Source organism: Staphylococcus sp. 231237_7MaSpsaltlick (assembly GCF_043107035.1).
Map to the genome: position 1 here is coordinate 103,096 of NZ_JBICNX010000007.1, position 24,205 is coordinate 127,300.

Genomic DNA, 24,205 nt, shown 5'->3' on the forward strand with positions numbered 1-24,205 from the left:
AACGTTATACCTATTTTTTAACATTGTTTGATAACACTTGATAAAAATAATAACATCCACACAATAGTAGCGCCCATATAATTGCGATAATTAATGCCCCGATTAAGTATAACCAAAAAGAGGTATGATTCGTATTAAAAATAAAGAATAACATAGTAGTTAATAAAATCCCTACAATTGAAATGATTACTGTTTTTTTAGTACTTTTAAAGTCTATAGGTTTTTGATTTTTAACTAACTGCATTAAATAAATTACAGGCAGCAATAAGCCAATCAATAATATTGTTCCCACTTCACAACTCCTCCTTAATTAACAACTCGATTATACCGTAAGTAATCAATTCCAGAAAGCTAAAATTAAGTGGAACGCGTATTATAATAAGAAGTTTATACTATACATGTATATATCTCCAAATAAAGAACTACAGGCATTTAGACTTAATCAAAATACCCTTCCTCTACCATGCTCAGATATGCATGATCCCCAATAATAATATGGTCTAGTACATCTATCCCAAGAATTACTCCACATTCTCTTAGTCTATCAGTTGTTCTAATATCTTCTTTAGATGGCGTAGTGTCACCAGACGGGTGGTTATGTAATACTACAATGGCGTTACTAGCGCATTTTACTGCTTCGCTAAAAATTTCTCTAGGGTGAACAATTGATGAATTTAATGTCCCAATAAATATCGTTTTCTGCTTGATAATTACATTTTTAGAATTAAGAAATAATGCAATAAATTTTTCTTGAGTTAAATGTTCCATTTTACCCATCATAAAATTAGCAACATCTTGAGGGCTAGTAATTTGTATTTTTTCTTCTAAACTACCTGAATGCATGCGTTCTCCAAGCTCAAATGCTGCTTTTAGAATTAATGCTTTATACAAACCAATTCCCTTCACTTTATTTAAATCATTAATAGATAATGCCTTTAACTGTTTTAAAGTTTCTACTGATTTCAATAATTCATTAGCTATATCTAAACTTGAACATCCTTTCCTACCAGTATTAATTAAAATAGCTAATAATTCAGCATCAGATAAATGGGTTGGGCCATTGTTTAGCAACCTTTCTCTAGGTTTTTGATTATTGGCCAGTTCTTTTATCTTCATAACTAAAAACCTCCAAAGATAAAATTTTGATATGTTAATAGTGTTATATTAAATGCGAGATAAATAAAAGGAATAAGCGGAATTTTTGAACTTTCATTATGAAATACAATTAATATGAACAAGGCAAAAAGACCGCCACAGATAAATGTAAATAAAAGTATGATTGAAAATTCAATAGAAGGCAAAGCTAATGCTAGCAAAGAGAAAATAATTATATCACCATAACCAATGGCATTATGAAATAGTATATAAAATACATGAAGTAAACTTGTTACGAAGAGAAATGACATGATGTGAAGAGGAGTAATAAAACAAATACAAATAGCAAAAACGACTATCACATGCAATGGAACTGTGTATGTCTTAAGGTCATATATAGCTAAGACGAGTAGAAATAAATAAATTAATAGTAAAGTAGCGTTATCAATTAAATTATGAGGTACATAAAATATGTAAAAGAGAGGAATCAAAGAGAGTAACTCACCAATCAAGTAAAAAATATTTATTTTTCGATTACAACAACTTGAAGTACCTCTTAAAAAAATAAAGCTTAAAACCGGTATCAATTCCAAAAGTCTTATTTCTTTGAGACAATCATCACACCTTGAACGGAGTGTGAGATAACTTAATTCCAGCTTTTCTACAAAACATAGTTGATATAAAAAACTAAACAATATAGGATAAATTAAAAGTAGCGTTACCAACACTTCACCTCCTAATAAGCATTATAGCACCAATCGATAAAACCAATAAGAAAAATAACAATAATTAAATAATTTCAACAACACTTACCTAACAAAGCAAATTTTGTAATTAGCGTTAATATTTTAATCATCATATGATAGTTCATTTGTGAATTATATGTTCGAATAATAAAACCAGCTCGAAAATTTAATGAGCTGGTTTTATATGTATAAAGCTGATATTGGTATTTAATTTTGTAATGTTAATAAAATTTAACTATTCAAAAACATTGTTAGCATCTAATCTTTTTGAATTTCATCTACAGTTTCTTCAACTTCTTTTCTAGATATCTTCTCTCTACCATTTTTCATTGCTTTAAGTGATTTATGAGCAAACGCTAATGGCAAACGACAAAATAGTAAAATTGTTTTTTTATTAATGTCTTTCATATATGCATCCGCTTTTGCTAAATTATCTTCTGCGTAATTAAACAAATCATCTCGTGTCCAATCATCAGGCATAAAACTAACTCCGCGTTCTGCAAAATCTTCTTGTTCATTTCTAAGAATATTGACAGCTTGTAAGCCTCGTCCATATCCAATAGCCAATTCTCTATCTGTTTTAACATTTGCACATAAATCCCATAATTGTGAGAGCATGACACCGACAAGGCCCGCTACGTAATATGTATAATCATCTAAATCATCTTTGGTATGAATGTCCCAATTTGCTTTCGCCCATTTCGCCATACCAAAAGCCATTTCGCTAGAAGCATCTAATACAATTGGCAATGTCTTACTAGGACAAGCTTCTATCCACTCACCTAATCTTAAAGTAACTTCAGGCATTTTACCTTTTACTGGTTCAAGAATTTGCATGTATTTTACTTCATCAAATGGCGCTTTAAATAACTCGCTCACTTGCATCAGTATTGAATGTTTTAAACCGTTATCTAATTCCTCATGATCTTCAATTTCATCAATAGCTCTTAATACTAAATAGGCAGATGCTACAGTATGTTTTAATTCTTTTTCCAAAAAAGTTATCGGAATATAAAAAGTGCGACTTGTTTCTTTTAAAACACGCATTGCATCTTTTGGGAATTTCTTTTCAGTCATTTTAATCTAATACCTCCCCTTTTTTAAATATTATCATACAATTACAAAATAAAATAGGAAATGCGCATCACTAAAGTTAATCGAATTTCTCTCGTCAAAAAATTGTCAAAGAGCCAATTTTTCAAACTAACTTTTAGCTCTTGGTTATAACTATATTTAGTTATAACTTTTCTTTTATTTGAAACAAAAATAAGCGAACGGTCAATAAACTGTTAAACCGTTCGCTTATTTAATAAAAATTTTATATTTAACTGAAATCGACTTTAGCTTTTACTTCACTTATAAAATACAAGCTTCCAGTAATGATTAAACCATCACCATTATAAGATTCGATAAATTTCACATAATCGTCAACAAGTGCTTTTTGGTCAAATCGAACTTCATCAAAGATTGCTTCTTTTGTTAAAGCTTTCGGAAAATCAAAATCTGTTATATAGAATGTAGAAGCAATCGTTTTAAGTTGATCAACCATAGCATTTAAAGGTTTACCTTTGATTGCAGAAAATAAAATATCAATATTTTCAGTGTGATAATAATTTTTCATTGTACTTATTAACGCTTCTACACTTTCAACGTTATGCGCGCCATCGACAATCATCAACGGACGTTCTTTCACTTGTTCTATCCGGCCTGTCCAACTCACTGACTCAATACCATCAATCATTTTATTGAAATCTAAATCAACGATGTCTGACTCATTTAATTCGATGAGTGCGGTAATTGCTAACGCGGCATTTTCTTTTTGATGTTCACCTAACATATTTAATAAAAGCGTCTCAAGTTCATAATCTTTATAGCGATAAGTGAATTCTTCATCTTCGGATATAATACTAATATCTCTATCTAACTCAATACCTTCAGCATTTTGTTGTTCAACATAATCGCGAATAACTTTGAGTGCTTCTTCATTTTTTACAGCATAAATGATAGGTGTGTTTGGTTTTACAATTGCACCTTTATCTTTTGCAATATCTACATATGTGTCACCCAATATATCAGTATGGTCTAAACCTATACTTGTTAATATAGATAAGATTGGTTTAAAAACATTAGTAGAATCGTTTTTAATACCTAATCCCGCTTCAATAATTACAAAGTCAACTGGGTGGATTTCACCAAAATATAAAAACATCATAGTTGTAATAATCTCAAATTCGGTTGCAGTTCCAAGGTCAGTTTCCACTTCTAAGGCTTCGCTTACTGGTTTTACTTTTTGAACTAATTTAACAATATCATCATCACTTATTGGCACACCATTCAAGCTAATACGTTCGTTGAACGTTTCAATAAATGGCGATGTGAAAGTCCCTACTTCATATCCGTTATCAACAAGTGCTGAACGTAGATATGACACCGTGGATCCTTTACCATTTGTACCACCAACGTGAATGCCATTTATATTAAATTGAGGATTGTTCAGTCTATCTAACATCCACTCCATACGTTTGACGCCAGGTTTAATGCCAAATTTAGTTCGTTCATGTATCCAATATAAGCTATCTAGGTAATTCATCTTAAGGACTCCTATGCTTTTAATTGATTAATTCGTAATTTTACACCATCATATTTTTCTTGATACGTTTGTTTTTTCTCACGTTCTTCATTAATAACTTTTTCAGGTGCTTTATTGACAAAGTTTTCATTTGCTAATTTCTTATTCACGCGATCAAGCTCTTTTTCCCATTTCAAGAGTTCATTCTCTAAACGCTCAATTTCTTTATCCATATCTATTAGACCTTCTAATGGTAACACAACTTCACCAGCAGTCGTAACAGAAGTCATAGCTTTTTCAGGAATTTCAATATCTGTATCAATTGTCAATTCGCTTGGATGACAGAATCTATCAATATAATTTGAGTTGTTTAACAGTGTATCTTTAATATTGTCATCTTTCGCTTTAATGAAGATTGGAATTGCTTTTGACAGAGGTGTATCTACTTCAAGGCGTGATTGTCTTACTGATTTAATAATTTCAACGAGTTGTTGCATCGTTTCTTTACTGTCATCAAAAGTAAGAGCATCATTCACTTTTGGCCAAGATGCATTTACGATTGTTTCACCTTCATGAGGTAGATTTTGCCAAATTTGCTCTGTAACAAATGGCATAAATGGATGTAACATTCTCATTGTATTATCGAGAACATACGTAAGCACTGAACGTGTAACTTGTTTTTGCGCTTCATCTTCACCATTCATTGGTATCTTACTCATCTCAATATACCAATCACAGAATTCATCCCAAATGAAGTTATAAAGAGTACGCCCAACCTCACCAAATTCATATTTATCACTTAAATCAGTAACATTAGCAATGGTTTCATTTAATCGAGTTAAAATCCATTTATCTGCAAGAGAAAGGTTACCTGATAAATCTACTTCTTCTACCTTAAAGTCTTCACCAATATTCATGATACTAAATCTCGCAGCATTCCATATTTTGTTAATGAAATTCCATACAGATTCAACTTTTTCCGTAGAATAGCGTAAGTCATGACCAGGCGATGAACCAGTAGCTAGGAAGTATCTTAAACTATCTGCACCATACTCATCAATGACATCCATAGGATCCACACCATTACCTAGTGATTTACTCATTTTTCTACCGTCTTCTGCCCTAACTAATCCATGTAATAGTACATCATTGAAAGGACGTTTACCAGTAAATTCTAAACCTTGGAATATCATTCTCGCGACCCAGAAGAAAATAATGTCATACCCAGTCACTAATGCATTAGTTGGGAAGTAACGTTGAAAGTCTTCAGCTTCCGTGTCTGGCCAACCTAACGTAGAAAATGGCCATAACGCACTTGAGAACCATGTATCTAATACATCTTCATCTTGGGTCCAATTTTCAATATCATCAGGTGCTGATTCACCTACATATATTTCACCCGTTTCTTTATGATACCAAGCTGGAATTTGATGTCCCCACCAAAGTTGACGTGATATTGTCCAATCTCTAATTTCTTCCATCCAACGATTAAAAGTTTTTTCAAAACGTGCAGGAACAAAATCAATTCTATCGTCTGTTTTTTGATTATCTAGTGCTTGTTCAGCAAGTGGTTTCATTTTAACAAACCATTGCGTTGATAAATATGGTTCTACAACTGCACCAGAACGCTCTGAATGACCTACTGAATGCTCATGAGCCTCAATTTTAATAACAAGGTCTTCAGCTTCTAAATCTTTAACTAATTGTTCACGACAATCAAATCGATCCATGCCTTGATATTTGCCAGCTTTATCATTCATTTTGCCTGCTTCATCCATTACGATAATACGTTCTAAATCATGACGATTTCCAATTTCAAAGTCATTAGGGTCATGTGCTGGTGTTACTTTCATTGCACCACTACCAAATTCAATATCAACATATTCATCTGCTAATATAGGTAGTTCTCTACCAAGAATAGGTAAAATAACCTTCTTGCCTATAACATCTTTATAACGCTCATCATTAGGATTTACAACAATTGCAGTATCACCTAACATTGTTTCAGGACGTGTTGTAGCAATTTCAATAAATCCATCACCATCTGCATATGGATATTTAAAATGATAAAACTTACCTTCAACATCTTCATGTATTACCTCAATGTCAGATAAAGCAGTACGTGCGATTGGATCCCAATTTATAATATATTCACCGCGGTATATCAAGCCTTTGTTATACATATCAACGAATACTTTTTTCACAGCTTTACTTAAACCTTCATCTAACGTGAAACGTTCTCTACTATAATCTAAACCTAGGCCAAGTTTTGCCCACTGTTCTCTGATAAAAGTAGCGTATTCCTCTTTCCAATCCCAAGCTTGTTCAAGGAATTTTTCTCGACCTAAATCATGTCGTGATAAACCTTGTTCGTTTAATTTTGCTTCAACTTTCGCTTGCGTAGCAATACCTGCATGGTCCATACCAGGTAAATATAAAGTATCGTAACCTTGCATACGTTTCATTCGTGTCAATATATCTTGTAATGTCGTATCCCACGCATGCCCTAAATGTAATTTACCAGTTACATTCGGTGGTGGAATTACAATTGTATATGTCTCTTTTGAACTATCTTCTGTTGCTTTAAAGTAACCATTATTAACCCATTGGTCATAACGTCCGGACTCGACTTCGTTCGGATTATATTTTGGTTTCATTTCCATACGTTAAAATCCTCCTTAAAAATAAAAATACCCGCCCTATCAATATAGGACGGATATTCCGTGGTACCACCTAAATTCAAGAAATTATAAATGTAATTTCAAGCACTTAATTATATGATTAACGCTCAAACACGCTTTAGCCTATACTATAATTATTTAAGAATTATATTTCAGCTAAAGTTCAATGTGGGCTACCTTCAATAAGTTAAATTATACATTTACACCAACCATGTACTCTCTTATAAATTTCAGCTTATTTACTCTTCCCAGTAGACAATATTCTTTTACTTAATTATAGTATAATGGATGTTAAAATAAGTCAATGCACTGGAGTGAAATTTATGAATGAATGCGCATTTGGAACCAAAGATCCACTATACCTCCACTATCACGATGAGGAATGGGGACAACCAATTTATGATAGTTTGAAATTATTTAAATTAATTGCACTTGAATCCCAACATGCTGGTCTTTCATGGTTAACTATTTTAAAGAAAAAAGAATCTTATGAACAAGCATTTTACAATTTTGATCCAATTAAAATTTCAAAAATGACAACTGACGATATTGAACGCTTAATGACTTTTCCTAATATCGTACATAATCGTAAAAAGATAGAAGCAATTGTTAGCCAAGCACAAGGTTATTTCGATATAGAAAAGGATTATGGAAGCTTTAGTGACTTTTTATGGTCCTTCGTAGATCATAAACCAATTGATTGTGGCTATACTATGGCAAGTGATCGCATTACTGTCGATGAACGTGCTACTGAACTGTCAAAGCAGCTTAAAAAATATGGCTTTAAATTTTTAGGTCCTGTTACTGTTTTTTCTTTTTTAGAAGCTGCAGGTCTATACAACGCACATCTTCAAAGTTGTCCGAATAATCCTAAAGTATATAACGGAAAAGGTTTCGATTAAATACTTTGCGAAAATCTTAATAGACAACCTTACTATTAAGATTTTCCAATACACTACTTATATAATTGAAAATACGTTCTATACTTATCATTTATAGATAAAACCACAGCAAACCCATAGTGTTTACTGTGGTTTTATTATATTTCATCGTAATTTTTAAAATTTCTTATTAATAGAATCTTTCGCTACTCTGTATTTTAGGAAATAACTTAGTAAAGGAGCAATTAGGAATAGTATGAAGAATATTCTAAAGATGTGATAACTTGAAATCAATGCTACATCTGCACCAGTTTCAATTGCAACTAACACGATTTGACTCATACCGCCTGGCGCAGCACCTAAAAATAATTCATTAACAGAATGGTCGGAAACCATTGAAATAAGTAACACCATTACAAAAGTCAGTAATATTAATAGTATATTTTGAAATGCAATTGCTACAGCAATTCTACCTTTCATTTGGTCTAATAATTTAGCAATTTGTATACCAATACGTATCATATAAATAACTTGTGCTGCCGCAATAATATAATTGTCTAAGGTAAATGTAACGCCAGTTAATAAATTCCAACAGATAAGTACTAATATCGGTGCAAGTAATTGTCTGGTCGGAAAATTAATTTTCCCCATAATGACATATACTAAAAATACTGCAAGTGCTAATAAAAGTATATTGGGAATAGTCAATGCTTCGGTTAGTGTATTGACTACACTATCCTTTGCAGAACGATTATCGCCACTGCCTTGAAAGAAATACGAAATAAATGGCACAAGAATAACAACAAATATAATTCTTGATGTTTGCGTTAAACTGACTACCATAATATTCGCTTTCTTATTTTCCTCTGCCATTATAAGCATTTGACTTAACGCACCTGGAATCACGCTTAAAATTGCAGTTTCAGTATTTACGTTAGCAATTTTTTTAAAGAAAAAGGCTATTATTAATGCAAGCCCTAATAGCATAACTGTGATTAATATAATGGTCAGCCAATCATCTTTGATATCAAATATTACATTTTCAGTAAAAGTTGATCCTATTTGGACACCTAATAATACCAACCCAATTTGACTTAGCCAAAACGGCCATTCAACTTCCATGTGAAAGCATCTAACACAAATGACACTGGCAATTATAGGTCCAAACATAAATGGTAACAATATATTTGCTGAATTTAAGATTAGACTTAATAAAATAGCTAGCGATAAAACGATGATATTATTTCTTAATTGCTTACTCATGTTCTCACAACTTTCATAGTTATCGTCATACTTAACTGAGCTATCCATATTAAAACCCGATCAACGCTATGGTTGTTCGGGCATAATTTAAGCTTTATACAATTCGACTTAGAGCAGTATCGAACGCTTCTATTGTTTGTTTAATATCTTCTTCGGTGTGCGCTGTTGAGAGGAACGTGCCTTCAAACTGTGAAGGTGGTAAAAACACGCCCTCATTAGCCATTTCTCTGTACATTTGGCTAAACATTTCTAAATCACTATTGTTTGCTTCTTCAAAATTTGTAACAGGCCCTTCATTCAAGAAATATCCTATCATAGAACCTGCTCGATTTACAGTGATTGGCACATTATGTTTTGTAAACACTGCTTTTAATCCTGCTTCTAATTGGTCACCTAATTTATTAAAATAATCATATGTTTCTGGTTTAAGTTGCACTAATGTTTCATAACCACTAGTCATAGCTAATGGATTACCTGATAAAGTACCGGCTTGATAAATATCGCCTGCAGGTGCAATATGATCCATGATTTCTTTTTTACCACCAAAAGCGCCTACTGGTAATCCACCGCCGATTACTTTACCTAAACAAGTTAAATCTGGTGTCACATCAAAGTAGCCTTGTGCGCAGTTATAACCTACTCTAAAACCTGTCATAACTTCATCAAAAATCAATAATGAGTCATATTTAGTGGTAATATCTCTTAAACCTTGTAAAAAGCCTTCGACCGGTGGAACGACACCCATATTACCTGCAACAGGTTCTACAATAACGCCTGCGATATCGTCGCCAAATTCTTCAAATGCAACTTTAATTGCCTCTAAATCATTATAAGGCACAGTAATTGTATTTTTAGCAATACCTTCAGGGACACCTGGAGAATCTGGTAAACCTAAAGTTGCAACGCCCGAACCAGCTTTAATTAGTAAAGAATCACTATGGCCGTGATAACAACCAATAAATTTAATAATTTTATTTTTTCCAGTATAGCCGCGTGCTAAACGCAAGGTATCTAATGTTGCTTCTGTACCAGATGAAACCATACGTACTTTTTCGATTGATGGCACACGATCTATAACAAGTTCTGCTAATTTGTTTTCCAATGTTGTAGACGCACCAAAACTTGTACCTTTATCAACTGCTTCATGAATTTTATCAATAACTTGCTTATTTTTATGACCTAAAATTAACGGTCCCCAACTCAATACATAATCAATGTAAGCATTGCCATCAATATCATATATTCTTGAACCTTCACCATGATCCATAAAAATCGCTGGCGTATCTACAGATTTAAAAGCTCTAACTGGACTATTTACGCCTCCAGGCATTAAATGTTGAGCTTTTTCCATTGCTTTTTCAGAATTACTATAACGCATTTTATTCATCCTCCTATTGTTCTTCATCTATATATCGACAAATGTCTTTTGAGAAATAAGTAATAATCATATCTGCACCCGCGCGTTTCATAGAAATCATTTGTTCCATGACTACAGCCTTTTCGTCTATCCACCCGTTAATTGCCGCAGCTTTAGTCATGCTGTATTCACCGCTTACATTATACGCAACAACAGGAACATTTGTTGTATTTCTAACGTCTCTAATAATATCTAAAAAGCTTAATGCAGGCTTAACAATCATCATATCTGCACCTTCATTTAAATCACTATCAAGTTCTCTTAAAGCTTCTCTACGGTTTGCTGGATCCATTTGATATGTTTTGCGATCGCCAAATTGTGGTGCAGATTCAGCTGCATCACGGAATGGCCCGAAGAAACTCGATGAATATTTAATACCATAACTCATAATAGGTACATTATGATAACCTGCTTTATCTAAGCCTTCACGAATCTCTGCTACAAAGCCATCCATCATATTACTTGGGGCAATAATATCAGCTCCTGCTTCAACTTGAGAAATTGCTGTTTTTACTAATAAAGGCAATGATTTATCATTGTCGACATCTTTCGTTTCTTCATTGATAACACCACAGTGTCCGTGGTCTGTATACTCACATAGACAAGTATCTGCTACAATCAATAAATCACTGTACATTGATTTGGCTTTTCTAGTCGCTTCTTGTATTATACCGTTATGGTCATAAGCGCCAGTACCTACAGCATCTTTTTCATTTGGTACACCGAAAAACATAATGCCTCTGATACCTAAATCATAAGCTTCTTTAATTTCATCACCTAGTAGATTCAAACTTATTTGGTATATGCCTGGCATTGATTTAATTTCCTCTTTAACATTATCACGTTCTACAACAAAAATAGGGTAAATTAAATCTTCTTTTCTTATATGTGTTTCACGCACCATACTTCTCATTGATTTACTACTACGTAATCTTCTATGTCTATCAAATTGCATTTGTTTCCCAACTTTCTATTATTTTGTTAACTAATGATTCAAGTGTTTGAATTTCTGATACTGTACCTTTTGCATCATATTCACATAAAGTCTCCAATGTTTGCAATCCAATTACGAAATAATGTTCAAAGTTCACTGGTTCTTCATGATTAAAAAAGTAACGTACAGCCGAAGAGCTTGCAAAAGCTACAGCATCGATTTCATTTTTTTTAATCATCATTTTAACTTCACAGATATTATCAGTATGTGGAACTGGTTTATACAAGTCAATTTTCTGAACTATATATTTTTGGTTATGCAATTCATCTTGTAATAACGACCTCGCCGCACTACTTGAAGGCAACAATATTTTACTTCCTTCATCAGCACAAAACGATTCGAGAAACCCTTCTTGTGAATAGTCTTTAGGGCAAAACGACACCTTCAATCCTAGCGATTTACAGTAGTCTGCAGTTTTCTCACCTATAACTGCTATTTTATCCACTTTAACACGTGTTAGATATGGTTGAAAAAACTTCACCGCATTTTTGGACGAAAAAATAAGCCAGTCATAGTTCACATTCAATAAATTTAAATCGAATGATAATGGCTGTACACGAATAAACGGTCTGTGTAAGATACAAGCATCATTTCTTTTAAATTCACTGGTTTGTGTCATAACTATAACTGGTCTCATTATTTTCACCTCGAAGGATTATTGTTCTTCGTTTAGTGCTTTAATTATTTCATAAGCGCCTTGCGCATTTAATACTTCAGTAACTTTTTCACCGAGCTCAACTGGATTTGTACCTCGCTCTGTGTGTTCGTAACGTTCTTTGCCATCAGGCGACATAATTAATCCGGTAAACTCAATTGTACCATCACTCTCTTTAGTTGCATAGCCACCGATAGGCACTTGGCAACTACCGTTCATACGTGTTAAAAATGTTCTTTCAGCAGTCACACACGACGCAACATCACTATTGTGCACTTTGCTTAACAAATCTAGTAATTCTTTGTCATCTGAACGACATTCAATCCCTAACGCACCTTGCCCAATTGCAGGAATTAACGTTTCTTTATCTAGGTAAGTCGTGACGATATCATCAGACCACCCCATACGTCTAAGACCAGCAGCAGCAAGAATAATGGCATCATAGTCTTCATTTTCTAATTTACTTAACCTTGTATCAATATTACCTCGAATCCATTTAATTTGTAAATTAGGATATTTTGCAAGAATTTGTGCACCACGACGCAATGAACTAGTACCTACAATACTATTGTCAGGAAGTTCGTGCAATTTAACGTGATTTTTTGCTATATAGGCATCATATGGATTTTCACGATCTGGTATACAACCTAACGTTAAACCTTCCGGTATAACACTTGGTACATCTTTTAAAGAATGAATCGCCATATCTATTGTGTGGTCGAACAATTCGTTTTGTATTTCTTTAACAAATAATCCTTTCCCACCAACTTTTGATAATTGTTTGTCTATTATTCGATCACCTTTAGTTACTATTTCTTTAATCTCGATATCTAAATCAGGCTCTATTGCTTTTAATTTATCTATAAACTGTTGGCTTTGTGTCAAAGCTAATTTACTTCTTCTTGAACCAACGACTAACTTACGCATCATGCGCAACCTCCTAAAAATACAACTATTTATCATTTAATTTTTATAATTATATTCCTGTCCATTGATGAAAATCAGAAACATGTGAAGCAAAAAATAAATTTACCATACTCAAACAAAATAAGATGATATTAAAATAAATTAATTTATGTTTAGTTAACGTATGCTTCACTCTAAAAATGATATAAATACCATATAACAAAGTGATTATTATTGACATAACAACTTTAGGATCTATTAAGATATTTAACCCTAAAGCGTTGAAGCCCCACTGGGCACCTAAGATAATACTCAAAATGATAAATAAAAAACCAATTAGACTACTATAAAATACTATTTGTTCAAGCGTAGCGACACTTGCAATTCTAAAATATTTTTGATCAAATCGCTTTTGCTTTAAATTTTTATACTGAATTAAGTATAAAATACTATTTACAAAGGCAAAGGCAAATAATGCGTAACTAATAATTGCAAATGTCACATGTACAATAAGCAATTCATTGATTAAGTTTAATTTTTCACCTGTACCATGGTAATGCATTGGTTGAAAAGTGCTCATAGCAATAAAGACAAAACCAATTAAGTTAAATAAAAAAATAGAAAAATCTATTTGTTTAATGACACTAATCACAATGGAAATAGAAATAATCAACCATGCTAGTGCAAAAAACACATCAAAAATATTACCCAATGGTACTTGTTTCGTAACGTTTATATAAAATGATAAAGAGATTGTTTGTAACACCCAAACAACCCCTAATGTAACAAAACCAATTCTTCTTACTTTATAAAACTTCTTGATAAAATCGAAAAAGTAACAAGCGATACTAAAAAAATAAAATAATAATATAAGTTCATTTAATCTTATGAACATAATTTCTTGCATATCATCACCATTTGAATATGCTTATTCAAAACTTAAGATTTGGCTGTTTGACACCTTATTAGTAGTTTCCTTTTTAGGCTCATATGCATTTTCAGCTTCAATATCAAAAATGTTTTGAAATAGCTCTAATTTTTCGGTACTTTTCTTATCACTACTTAATTCTTTAGCTTGTTTTATAGGATCTTTCAACATTTGGTTGATAATACTTTTCGTATGTTTAGAAATTATTTTTCGTTCTCTTTCTGATAAACCTGGTAATTTACGATCTAAACTGTCCATAGTATCTTCTTGAATATTCATAGCTTTTTCTCTTAATGCTCGAATAACTGGCACAACACCTAACATATTCACCCATTCATTATGCGCTACAATTTCATTTGGAATGCTTTGCATAATTTGCTCAGCTGCATTTTGACGTTCTCTCAAATTGGCATCTACCAATCCTTTTAAGTCATCTACATCATAATTAAACACATCTTCTATCGCATCGATTGTAGGTTCAATATCTCTAGGAACTGCAATATCAATTAATACTAATGAATCATTTTTACGTTCAGATGCACATGATTGTAACATACGATTCGTTACAATATATTCATCAGAACTCGTTGAACTAATTACTATGTCCACATTTGCTAAAAGTTGTGGTAAAGATGTCATTGCTTCAAATTTCACGTTATGTTTCATTGCCAAGTTTTGAGCTTTGCTCAAAGTTCTATTCACAATCGTAATATCTGTTACACCTGAACCGATTAAATTAAGGAGTGATAGTTCACTCATATCCCCTGCACCAATGATTAAAGCTTGCTTGTTATTAATTTTGCCAAACACTTTTTTACTTAGTTCAACTGCAGCATATGAAACACTTACTGCATTGTCAGCAATATCTGTTTCATTATGTGCTTTTTTCGCAAAAGTAATTGCTTGTTTAAATAAATGATTAAAGATTGTACCTGTTGTATCTTCTTCTTGAGCAATGAAAAATGCATTTCTTATTTGTCCAAGAATTTGTGTTTCTCCAAGAACTACAGAATCTAATCCTGAAGTAACTTGCAATAAATGTTTTACTGCATCGTCCCCCACTTTTACTTCAGTCATTTCTTTAATTTCTTCAACATCAAAACCAAACGATCTCGCTAAAAATCTTTGAATATAATAGCGACCTGTATGAATTTGATCTGTTACAGCGTATACTTCTGTACGATTACAAGTTGACAATATCACGTTTTCTAATATAGACTTCGTTTCATATAAACCAACATTGGCTGAACGTATGGCATCATCCTTAAAAGCAACTTTTTCTCTAAGTGCTACATCTGCTGTGCGATGATTTATGCTAACCGCAATTAAATGCATTTATAACGCCCTCCATACATATTACAATAAGTAAATTATAACACAATTATAGCTTGAGTTAAGTAACTTGCACCAGTAAATTAGAAGAATTATAATTTACATTCAAATTGTTGTCATAATTAAACCTAAATATAACTTCAACTTAAAAGTTTTAATCACTCTTATTAGTAGCTACTATAGATATTTGGCAATAATATCCCATATCTGTTGTTGGTTATTATTTTTGATTGAAGAATAGCTTATTATTTCATCTTCAGGTTCCATTTTTAATTTCTGTTGTACATTTGCTAAATGTTTTTGAACTTTACCTTTGGCAATTTTATCTTCTTTTGTAGCTACTACAAATGTTGGGATTTCATAATATTTTAAATAGTTATACATTAAGATATCATCCTCAGTCGGGCTATGTCTTAAGTCTATAAGTTGTATAACTAATTTTAATTCTTCTCTTCCTGAAATATATTTTTCTATCATTTTTCCAAAAGCTTCGCGTTGTTTTTTACTTACTTTTGCATACCCGTAGCCAGGCACATCTACAAATACAAGTTGGTTATCTATATTATAAAAATTTAATGTTTGTGTTTTACCTGGTTGTTGTGATGTACGCGCCATGTTTTTCCTGCCAATCATACTGTTTATAAAAGTTGATTTACCAACGTTAGATCTACCACTTAAGCCAACTTCACTTAGTCCAGTTTCTGGATATTGCTCTGGTTTTACAGCACTAATTAATAATTCTATTTCGTTAGGATTAATCTTCATTATCGACCCTCTTTTCTTATAAATTCACTTGTTAATTATATTACAATAACTCTAATATGAATATGTATTTTTAAAACATCGTATTATTTTCATAAAAAAATGAGGCCTGACGTCATAAACGTGTCGGCCTCAAATATGATGCTGGCAGTAACAAACAAAGTAAAAAAGTATTTACCTAAAACTTAGTTCAAAGTTTGTTTGTTTTGCCAAGCTAACATATATAGATAGTTTACGCAGAAGTTTGTTCCTTGTTCACAAGGTTACCTTCTTTATCGTATAGTTCAGGATCTTTTTCTTCAGTTATTGTTTGATCAGTAATAACTACTTTTACAACACCGTCTGTAGATGGTACATCATACATAATGTCGATTAAAGCCTCTTCAATAATTGAACGCAGTCCACGTGCACCTGTTTTACGTTCTATTGCTTTATTACTTATCGCAGATAACGCTTCATCTGTAAACACTAACTCCACATCATCTAGTTCAAGCATTTTAGTATATTGTTTAACTAACGCATTTTTCGGTTGTGTTAAGATATTTTTCAATGCATCGACATCTAACGTTTCAAGGTTAGCTACAATTGGCACACGTCCAATAAATTCAGGGATCAAACCATATGATTGTAAATCTTCTGGTCTAATTTGTTCAAGAATAGCATCTTCATCGTATTTAGAAGCTTCACTACTTGAGAAACCAATAACTTTTTCACCTAATCTACGCTTGATAACTTCGTCGATTCCGTCAAACGCACCACCAAGTACAAACAAGATATTTGTTGTATCAATTTGAATTAATTCTTGGTTTGGATGTTTTCTTCCACCTTGAGGTGGGACACTTGCAGTTGTACCTTCTAAAATTTTAAGTAAGGCTTGTTGTACACCTTCACCAGAAACATCACGGGTAATTGATGTATTCTCTGATTTTCTTGCAATTTTATCAATTTCATCGACGTAAATAATACCTTTTTCAGCTTTATCTACATCAAAATCTGCTGCTTGTATTAAACGAAGTAAAATGTTCTCAACATCATCGCCGACATAACCAGCTTCAGTTAAACTAGTAGCATCTGCAATGGCAAATGGAACATTTAATGTTTTAGCTAATGTTTGTGCTAAAAGTGTTTTACCGCTACCAGTTGGACCAATTAAAGCTACGTTACTTTTTTGTAGTTCTACTTCATCCTCATTAGGACCCAATTGTTGGACACGTTTATAATGATTATAGACTGCAACAGCTAATGATTTTTTAGCTTTTTCTTGTCCTATAACATAATCATTTAATTTGTCCATAATTTCTTTAGGTGTTGGTAATTCAGTTAAACCTTCAGGTTCTGCTTGAGCTAATTCTTCTTCAACTATTTCTGAACATAGCTCAATACATTCATTACAAATATACACGCCGCTTCCTGCAACCAATTTTTTTACTTGGTCTTGATCTTTACCACAGAAAGAGCATTTTAAATTTTCTTCATCTTCATTGAATTTGAACATTCTATTTACACCCCTATTCCCTAAAGACTATACTAGATAGTATTCTAATATGCAACTTGCAGCTTTCACAAGTTATTTGCACAAAATAGTGTAGCAGATACATTTTTGAATGCATCTGCTACTAGTTTACTATATTAAACGACTAACATATAATTCACAAAATAATTTGCTCACTCTATATTTAGTTACGCTTCTGAGTCATCTTTAGATGGTTCTACTAATTTAGCTTCATCAACTAATAAGTCAATCACTTTTTGGATACGTACATCATTTTTAACAATGTCAGTATTACCAAGCGTTTGTTTAATATCTTCAACAGAGATATTAAATTGTCCACTCATTTTTTCTAATTCTTTGTCAATGTCATCATCAGATACTTCAACTTCTTCTGCATCTGCGATAGCAGTTAATGTTAAGTTTGTTTTAACACGTTCTTCTGCATCATCTTTCATTTGCTCTCTTAATTGTGACTCATCTTGACCAGAAATTTGGAAATAAGTTTCTAGATTAAGACCTTGTTGTTGCATACGTTGTCCAAATTCTTGAACCATACGATCTAACTCAGTGTTAATCATTGCTTCTGGAACATCAATTGTAGTATTGTTTGCTGCTTTGTTAATCGCTTCTTCTTTTTGATTATTTTCAGCATCAGTTTCTTTTTGTTCAGTTAGACGTTTGCGTAAGTTTTCTTTGAATTCGTCAACAGTGTTTGCTTCTGCATCTAATTCGTTAGCAATTTCATCTGTTAGTTCTGGAACATCTTTGAATTTAATTTCATTTACTTTAGTTTTGAAAGTAGCTTCTTTACCAGCTAATTCTTCAGCATGGTATTCTTCTGGGAAAGTAACGTTAACGTCTTTCTCTTCTCCAGTTTTAACACCCACTAATTGCTCTTCAAATCCTGGAATAAATGAACCTGATCCAATTTCAAGGTCATAGCCTTCAGCTTGTCCACCTTCAAATTGTTCACCGTCAACATAGCCGTCGAAATCAATATTAACTGTGTCGCCATTTTCAATAGCGCCATCTTCTTTAACTACCATTTCAGCTAAGTGACCTAATTGATGATCGATTGATTCTTGTAATTCTTCCTCAGTTAATTCAACGTTTTGTTTTTCAATTTCTAAACCTTTGTAATCACCTAATTGTACTTCTGGTTCTACAACAACATTTGCTTCAAATGTCATTTCACTACCTTTTTCAATAGATGTTACATTAATTTCTGGTTGATCAACTGGTTTTATGCCAGTTTCATCTATAGCTTCACCATAAGCTTCTGGTAATAAGATATCAACTGCATCTTGATATAATGCTTCTACACCAAAGCGTTGTTCAAAGATTGGACGAGGTACTTTCCCTTTACGGAAGCCCGGTACGTTTATTTGTTTAACCACTTTTTTGAAAGCTTGATCAATTGCTTTGTCTACTTTTTCTGCTGGAACTGTAACGGTTAAAACGCCTTCGTTACCTTCCTTTTTTTCCCAAGTTGCTGTCATGTATAAAAACCTCCATGATTATCCTATTTTATTTTTTCAACTTCACTATTATAGCACACGTCTATGCTCTACACAAACACTGTGTTTATAACACGTGATTTAAATTGTAAACTTGAAAATTTTTATTATAGCCACTTTCTTCAATTACCCGAAAATCAAATGATTAATTATTATAAACTATCAATATTAGTTATAAATTTCACAACCTCATTTGACATATCTAAATTTTCTAATCCTAGCATGGATTTAAAATAATTTACGTATGCTTCAATCCACACTGGTTCTAATGCTATGCGTTTTAACTCTAATGGATAGAATAAAATCGCATGATTATTCATTAAGCGAAGCGCTTCTTCAATCAATTGCGGCGTACTATCTTCAATTTGATTAATTACTTTTGGTATTATATTTGTTTTGAACACCGTATGTTCTAAGCCAGATAAATTTGCTGGGACAACAACTATATTAAACCCAAATTTTTGAATTTGAATGGTCTGATTGTAACCAGCGAAACGTAAATATTCAAGCATTATACTTACCACATTGGGGGGTAGCGTCATTTCATTGATAATATTAACGATTGTTTCTTGATACCTAAATTGGTTATGATCAATTAATGTTAATATAGTATTTATTTGTTCTCTAAGTGAGATAGCATCAAAATTTTGCAACATATGTGTAGCATGTTCGTTATGCTTATCAATTTGGCTTAAAGCAAATTCTTTAATTGGAAATAGTTCCATACGTGTTCTATGGTCACGGACTTCATCAATAATTTGATTAATGACCTCCACTACTTCAAAATACTGCTCTAGACCATTCAAACTTTTAATATAATATATCATCAAGTCATCATACTTAGTTGTGCCTTGTTTTAATAAAATAATAGCCTCTTCACGTAATTCAAGAAAATGCCCCATTTTATATAACATTGAACATTTCAATAAAGACATTTGTTCATCTAATTCAAATTGCTCTTCAAAGTCTTCAAATAAGTTATAAGTATGCTCAAAGTCATTATTATTAAAAGATTGCTTAATTTCTCTCACTAATTTATCTTTCGAACGCGGAAAAGGAATGATATCAGACATCTTTAAACACCCCTATTTTACAGCTTGTAATATTAAAGCGCTCCATGTTTCAAACTCATCATAATCTTCAATTTTACTTTGATCTACCCATTTTATACGTAGCGTATCAGTTTCCATAGCTTCTACGTCGTTACTGTTCACATGAATCTTGAACACAACGCCAAGATGGACTTCGCCGACTTCATTTGTATCATCATTGATAAAACCTATGTAAGCTAAATTCTGTGATTTACTTTCTGACAAGCCTACTTCTTCTTCTAATTCTCGTTGCGCATTAACTCTTAACACTTCATTAATTGATTCAGCACCTTTAACATCATTCATATGGCCGCCTACACCGATAGATGACTGACCATGCAAACGGGATTCTCCTCCGCCAGTTAAACGTTCGTATACTAATAACTCATCGTTCTCATTTTCCAATAAACAATAAGAAATTAATTGCTTAAATGATGGGTCTTCTTCCATATCTCCACGACGTTTAACTTCAAATTTAGAAAGTGTGTCAAAAATTTCTTGCCCTTTAACAGTATTTTTATCTAAGAAACCATTGAATTTATTCTTTTCATCGTTAAATAAAATTTTTCTTGGGACTACTGTAATCATTTCATCGAATTTAGACATTAGTTTCTCCTCCATTTATGACCTCTAAGCTATTTTATCAAATGATAGTTATTTATCAAAATGATAATTCGCATCCTAAAATGCAGATAAATAAATTTATTACCGCTTATGTCATATGATTTAACCAAAAATAGGGAGTGCGACAGAAATCTATTTTTTATAATAGTATTTCTGTCGCACTCCCTCTATAATTTAGATACTATTTTAAAGCATCTTTAGCTTTAGTTACTAACTCAGCGAAAGCTTTTTCGTCTGAAATAGCAATTTCTGAAAGCATTTTACGGTTAACGTCGATTTCAGCTTTTTTCAAACCATTCATAAGTCTTGAATAACTCATGTCGTGTTGACGAGCTGCTGCGTTGATACGTGTAATCCATAATTTACGGAAATCACGTTTTCTTTGACGACGGTCACGGAATGCGTATTGACCTGATTTCATAACTTGTTGTTTTGCAACTTTATATAATGTACGTTTTGAACCGAAGTAACCTTTAGCTAATTTAATCGTCTTTTTACGACGCGCTCTTGTTACTGTTCCACCTTTAACTCGTGGCATAATAAATTCCTCCTCTAAATATGTTCAATATTCAAATTGATACGTTATGACATTTTAGTTATTATTTTTTGTAAGCTAATAATTGTTTTACGCGTTTCATATCTGATTTAGATACTAATGACGCTTTACGTAATTTACGTTTTTGTTTAGTTGTTTTGTTTGCAAACATATGAGATGTGAAAGCTCTAGAACGTTTTAATTTACCTGAACCAGTTCTTTTAACACGTTTAGCTGCTCCACGGTGTGTTTTCATTTTAGGCATGATTCATTTCCTCCTGTAATATCTTTTTATTATTTTTCATTGATTGGACTTAATGTAATAAACATTTGGCGTCCATCCATTTTAGGTCTTTGCTCAACTGTAGCGATATCTTTACATTCATCTGCAAATTTCTCTAAAACACGTTGACCAATTTCTTTATGCGTAATCGCACGACCTCTGAAACGAATTGAAACTTTACATTTGTCGCCTTTTTCTAAGAATTTACGTCCATTTTTCAACTTAGTTTGGAAATCATGTTCCTCAATCGTTGGGCTTAAACGTATTTCTTTAAGGTTAATTGTTTTTTGTTTTTTCTTCATTTCTTTTTCTTTTTTCTGTTGTTCGAATTTATATTTACCATAATCCATAATTCTAGCAACAGGTGGTTTAGCATTCGGAGCCATGATAACTACATCTAAACCTACTCTATCTGCCATTTCAAGAGCTTCTGTCTTAGTTTTCACACCAATTTGTTCTCCGTCTTGACCGATTAAACGTAATTCTTTTGCACGAATCTTTTCGTTAACTTGAGTCTGATCTTTTGCTATGGTTGACACCTCCAAGATTTTTACGAAATTATCCCAAGAAAAAAGAGCGAGTATATAATATACCCGCTCTTCTCTACACATGACTACATCATGCGTATATAAGACCTGCCAACAGCTTTTGCGTCGCAACAGGTGAGAAGCGGGAGCTTCTACTTGGTTCGTTTCGTATTCAACGTTACCTATCATAACAACAATAATGACATTAGTCAACTGTTTTTTTACTATTTATTAATTTTGTCCATTTCTACATCTTGACGTAAATCAACTTGTTCTAACGGAACGATTTTCGTTCTGTATCTCAACTTATGATAAATGAAGAATGCTAAAAATACAGGTATACCCATATAAGTTATAACAAATCTATTTAGATTGAAATCGCCCGTTTTTATAAAGTCAACGTCTTGCCCAATAATAACAAGCACACAAAGTACGCCTGCAAATATTGGTCCAAATGGAAATAACTTAGCTTTGTATTTTAATTTTGATTTATCATAATTTTGTTTATCAAATGCTTTTCTAAATCTATAATGGCTGACTGCGATACCGACCCATGCAATAAAACCAGTCATACCACTTGCAGCAACAATATATTCATACGCGTCACCACTTAAATGTTGTAATACAAATATACCAATTACAATAAGTGCTGTAACCAATAATGATACATAAGGCACACCATATTTATTTGTTTTACCAAATACTGGATAAGCTAATTTATCTTTGCTCATTGAATATAGCATACGCGTTGATGCATACATACCAGAGTTACCCGCAGACAGGACCGAAGTCAAGATTACCGCATTCATAAATGATGCCGCAAATGCTAGTCCGGCATTTTGGAATACAAGTGTAAATGGAGATGTTGAAATATCATCGCCACCACCCATTAATGCTGCACTGTCATAAGGAATTAACATACCGATTACAAAAATTGCCAAAATATAGAAAATCAGTATTCTCCAAAATACTTGTTTAATTGCTTTTGGAACAGCACGCTCTGGATTTTCTGATTCACCCGCAGTGATACCAATCAATTCAGTACCTTGGAATGAGAATCCAGCAACTAAGAAGACGCCTAAGATAGTCAACAAACTGCCACCTAAACCGTCACCAAGTATTGGTCCGCCACCTTTAGTAAAGGTATCAAAACCAACGAATTCTCCACCCATAATACCTAAAATTGTTAGTAGACCTATCCCGATGAATATGATAACTGTAACCACTTTAATTAATGCGAACCAGTATTCACTTTCCCCATATACGCGGACAGATAATGCATTAAGACCAAAAATAATTAATAAGAATAGACAACTCCAAGCCCAAGCTGGCATACCAGCTAAGGGTGTCCAATATTGTATAACCTGTGCTGCAATTGTAACATCTGCCGCAACCGTAATAACCCAATTGAACCAATAATTCCAACCTAATGCAAATCCTAGAGAAGGATCAACAAAACGTGTTGCATAAGTACTAAATGATCCCGACACTGGTAAATATGTCGCCATTTCTCCTAATGACGTCATAAGGAAGAAGACCATCGCCCCAATAATTGCATAGGCCAGTAATGCACCTAAGGCTCCGGCATCGTGAATCGCTCCACCTGAAGTCATAAATAGCCCTGTTCCAATACATCCACCAATCGCAATCATGGAAATATGACGATCTTTTAGTCCTCTTTGAACTCCATTGCTTTGATTTTCTTGTTTTGCCATAGAAGTGTCCTTTCTTTAAACTTAGAGGTTAATTTACTATATGATTAAAGAATTCAATTTTTACTATGAAAAATCTAAACGCAGTGTCAAACATTTGCAAAACCGCATTCACAATAATTTTCACTCAATCCCGTAAAAGTATTAATTTTAATCATTCAACCAAAACAAAATGGTTGCATACCTATTAGATAT

The 24,205-nt window shown here is 32.7% G+C and carries 23 protein-coding genes and 2 other annotated features; of the genes, 1 reads left to right on the forward strand and 22 read right to left on the reverse strand.

What is annotated here, in order from left to right; all coding sequences use genetic code 11:
- Positions 1-10: 10 nt before the first annotated feature.
- The 6 genes from ACF91D_RS15000 to ACF91D_RS15025 all read right to left on the reverse strand — a co-directional run bounded on the left by ACF91D_RS15000 (position 11) and on the right by ACF91D_RS15025 (position 7,073).
- Entirely contained in the window at positions 11-292 is a 282-nt protein-coding gene (locus ACF91D_RS15000) for a hypothetical protein (protein ID WP_039068320.1), read from the reverse strand.
- 146 nt (positions 293-438) lie between these two features.
- The gene (radC, locus tag ACF91D_RS15005; protein WP_039068321.1) at positions 439-1,116 is read right to left on the reverse strand and encodes a RadC family protein; all 678 of its coding nucleotides are present in this window, start codon (positions 1,114-1,116) and stop codon (positions 439-441) included.
- Positions 1,117-1,118: 2 nt separating this feature from the next.
- Positions 1,119-1,820 (reverse strand): prepilin peptidase, encoded by a 702-nt coding sequence (locus ACF91D_RS15010; protein WP_039068322.1) that lies wholly within the window; start codon positions 1,818-1,820, stop codon positions 1,119-1,121.
- A gap of 279 nt (positions 1,821-2,099) precedes the next feature.
- Positions 2,100-2,918 (reverse strand): squalene/phytoene synthase family protein, encoded by an 819-nt coding sequence (locus ACF91D_RS15015; RefSeq protein ID WP_327620569.1) that lies wholly within the window; start codon positions 2,916-2,918, stop codon positions 2,100-2,102.
- Positions 2,919-3,165: 247 nt separating this feature from the next.
- Complete coding sequence (locus ACF91D_RS15020) at positions 3,166-4,431, reverse strand: bifunctional folylpolyglutamate synthase/dihydrofolate synthase (RefSeq protein ID WP_039068324.1); 1,266 nt, start codon at positions 4,429-4,431, stop codon at positions 3,166-3,168.
- Between the two features lie 11 nt (positions 4,432-4,442).
- Positions 4,443-7,073 (reverse strand): valine--tRNA ligase, encoded by a 2,631-nt coding sequence (locus ACF91D_RS15025; RefSeq protein WP_327620568.1) that lies wholly within the window; start codon positions 7,071-7,073, stop codon positions 4,443-4,445.
- Between the two features lie 42 nt (positions 7,074-7,115).
- Positions 7,116-7,356, reverse strand: a binding site (T-box leader).
- 58 nt (positions 7,357-7,414) lie between these two features.
- Between ACF91D_RS15025 and ACF91D_RS15030 the strand changes: the two genes are divergently transcribed.
- Positions 7,415-7,993 (forward strand): DNA-3-methyladenine glycosylase I, encoded by a 579-nt coding sequence (locus ACF91D_RS15030; protein WP_101049519.1) that lies wholly within the window; start codon positions 7,415-7,417, stop codon positions 7,991-7,993.
- Positions 7,994-8,149: 156 nt separating this feature from the next.
- On the opposite strand, the gene ACF91D_RS15035 is transcribed toward ACF91D_RS15030, so the two are convergent.
- The 16 genes from ACF91D_RS15035 to ACF91D_RS15110 all read right to left on the reverse strand — a co-directional run bounded on the left by ACF91D_RS15035 (position 8,150) and on the right by ACF91D_RS15110 (position 24,013).
- A complete protein-coding gene (locus ACF91D_RS15035; RefSeq protein ID WP_327620696.1) occupies positions 8,150-9,235 on the reverse strand; it encodes an AbrB family transcriptional regulator in 1,086 nt (361 codons plus the stop codon).
- Positions 9,236-9,329: 94 nt separating this feature from the next.
- Positions 9,330-10,613: a glutamate-1-semialdehyde 2,1-aminomutase gene (gene hemL / locus ACF91D_RS15040; RefSeq protein ID WP_101049522.1), complete on the reverse strand. Its 1,284-nt coding sequence runs from the start codon at positions 10,611-10,613 to the stop codon at positions 9,330-9,332.
- Between the two features lie 13 nt (positions 10,614-10,626).
- Positions 10,627-11,607 carry a porphobilinogen synthase gene (hemB, locus tag ACF91D_RS15045; RefSeq protein ID WP_039069373.1) on the reverse strand — a complete coding sequence of 327 codons (981 nt, stop codon included), beginning with the start codon at positions 11,605-11,607 and terminating at the stop codon, positions 10,627-10,629.
- Positions 11,597-12,283, reverse strand: a complete 687-nt coding sequence (locus ACF91D_RS15050; RefSeq protein WP_039069374.1) for a uroporphyrinogen-III synthase — start codon at positions 12,281-12,283, stop codon at positions 11,597-11,599. The genes hemB and ACF91D_RS15050 overlap by 11 nt, the downstream gene beginning before the upstream one ends.
- Before the next feature lie 18 nt (positions 12,284-12,301).
- Entirely contained in the window at positions 12,302-13,228 is a 927-nt protein-coding gene (gene hemC / locus ACF91D_RS15055; RefSeq protein ID WP_039069397.1) for a hydroxymethylbilane synthase, read from the reverse strand.
- Positions 13,229-13,277: 49 nt separating this feature from the next.
- Positions 13,278-14,114, reverse strand: a complete 837-nt coding sequence (locus ACF91D_RS15060; protein WP_039069375.1) for a cytochrome C assembly family protein — start codon at positions 14,112-14,114, stop codon at positions 13,278-13,280.
- Between the two features lie 21 nt (positions 14,115-14,135).
- Positions 14,136-15,470, reverse strand: a complete 1,335-nt coding sequence (gene hemA, locus ACF91D_RS15065) for a glutamyl-tRNA reductase (protein ID WP_119586007.1) — start codon at positions 15,468-15,470, stop codon at positions 14,136-14,138.
- A gap of 174 nt (positions 15,471-15,644) precedes the next feature.
- Positions 15,645-16,232: a ribosome biogenesis GTP-binding protein YihA/YsxC gene (gene yihA, locus ACF91D_RS15070; protein WP_327620567.1), complete on the reverse strand. Its 588-nt coding sequence runs from the start codon at positions 16,230-16,232 to the stop codon at positions 15,645-15,647.
- Between the two features lie 229 nt (positions 16,233-16,461).
- Positions 16,462-17,724 (reverse strand): ATP-dependent Clp protease ATP-binding subunit ClpX, encoded by a 1,263-nt coding sequence (clpX, locus tag ACF91D_RS15075; protein WP_039069378.1) that lies wholly within the window; start codon positions 17,722-17,724, stop codon positions 16,462-16,464.
- A gap of 185 nt (positions 17,725-17,909) precedes the next feature.
- Complete coding sequence (tig, locus tag ACF91D_RS15080) at positions 17,910-19,220, reverse strand: trigger factor (protein ID WP_327620566.1); 1,311 nt, start codon at positions 19,218-19,220, stop codon at positions 17,910-17,912.
- 170 nt (positions 19,221-19,390) lie between these two features.
- Complete coding sequence (locus ACF91D_RS15085; protein ID WP_039069380.1) at positions 19,391-20,311, reverse strand: hypothetical protein; 921 nt, start codon at positions 20,309-20,311, stop codon at positions 19,391-19,393.
- A gap of 12 nt (positions 20,312-20,323) precedes the next feature.
- Complete coding sequence (locus ACF91D_RS15090; protein WP_039069381.1) at positions 20,324-20,935, reverse strand: NUDIX domain-containing protein; 612 nt, start codon at positions 20,933-20,935, stop codon at positions 20,324-20,326.
- A 199-nt stretch (positions 20,936-21,134) separates the two neighbouring features.
- A complete protein-coding gene (rplT, locus tag ACF91D_RS15095) occupies positions 21,135-21,491 on the reverse strand; it encodes a 50S ribosomal protein L20 (RefSeq protein WP_039069382.1) in 357 nt (118 codons plus the stop codon).
- A gap of 61 nt (positions 21,492-21,552) precedes the next feature.
- On the reverse strand, positions 21,553-21,753 hold the full coding sequence (gene rpmI / locus ACF91D_RS15100; RefSeq protein WP_002507378.1) for a 50S ribosomal protein L35: 201 nt from the start codon (positions 21,751-21,753) through the stop codon (positions 21,553-21,555).
- 29 nt (positions 21,754-21,782) lie between these two features.
- Positions 21,783-22,310 (reverse strand): translation initiation factor IF-3, encoded by a 528-nt coding sequence (gene infC / locus ACF91D_RS15105; protein WP_039069398.1) that lies wholly within the window; start codon positions 22,308-22,310, stop codon positions 21,783-21,785.
- A 23-nt stretch (positions 22,311-22,333) separates the two neighbouring features.
- Positions 22,334-22,462: a sequence feature (ribosomal protein L20 leader region), on the reverse strand.
- Between the two features lie 60 nt (positions 22,463-22,522).
- Positions 22,523-24,013: an amino acid permease gene (locus ACF91D_RS15110; protein WP_039069383.1), complete on the reverse strand. Its 1,491-nt coding sequence runs from the start codon at positions 24,011-24,013 to the stop codon at positions 22,523-22,525.
- Between the last annotated feature and the right edge of the window lie 192 nt (positions 24,014-24,205).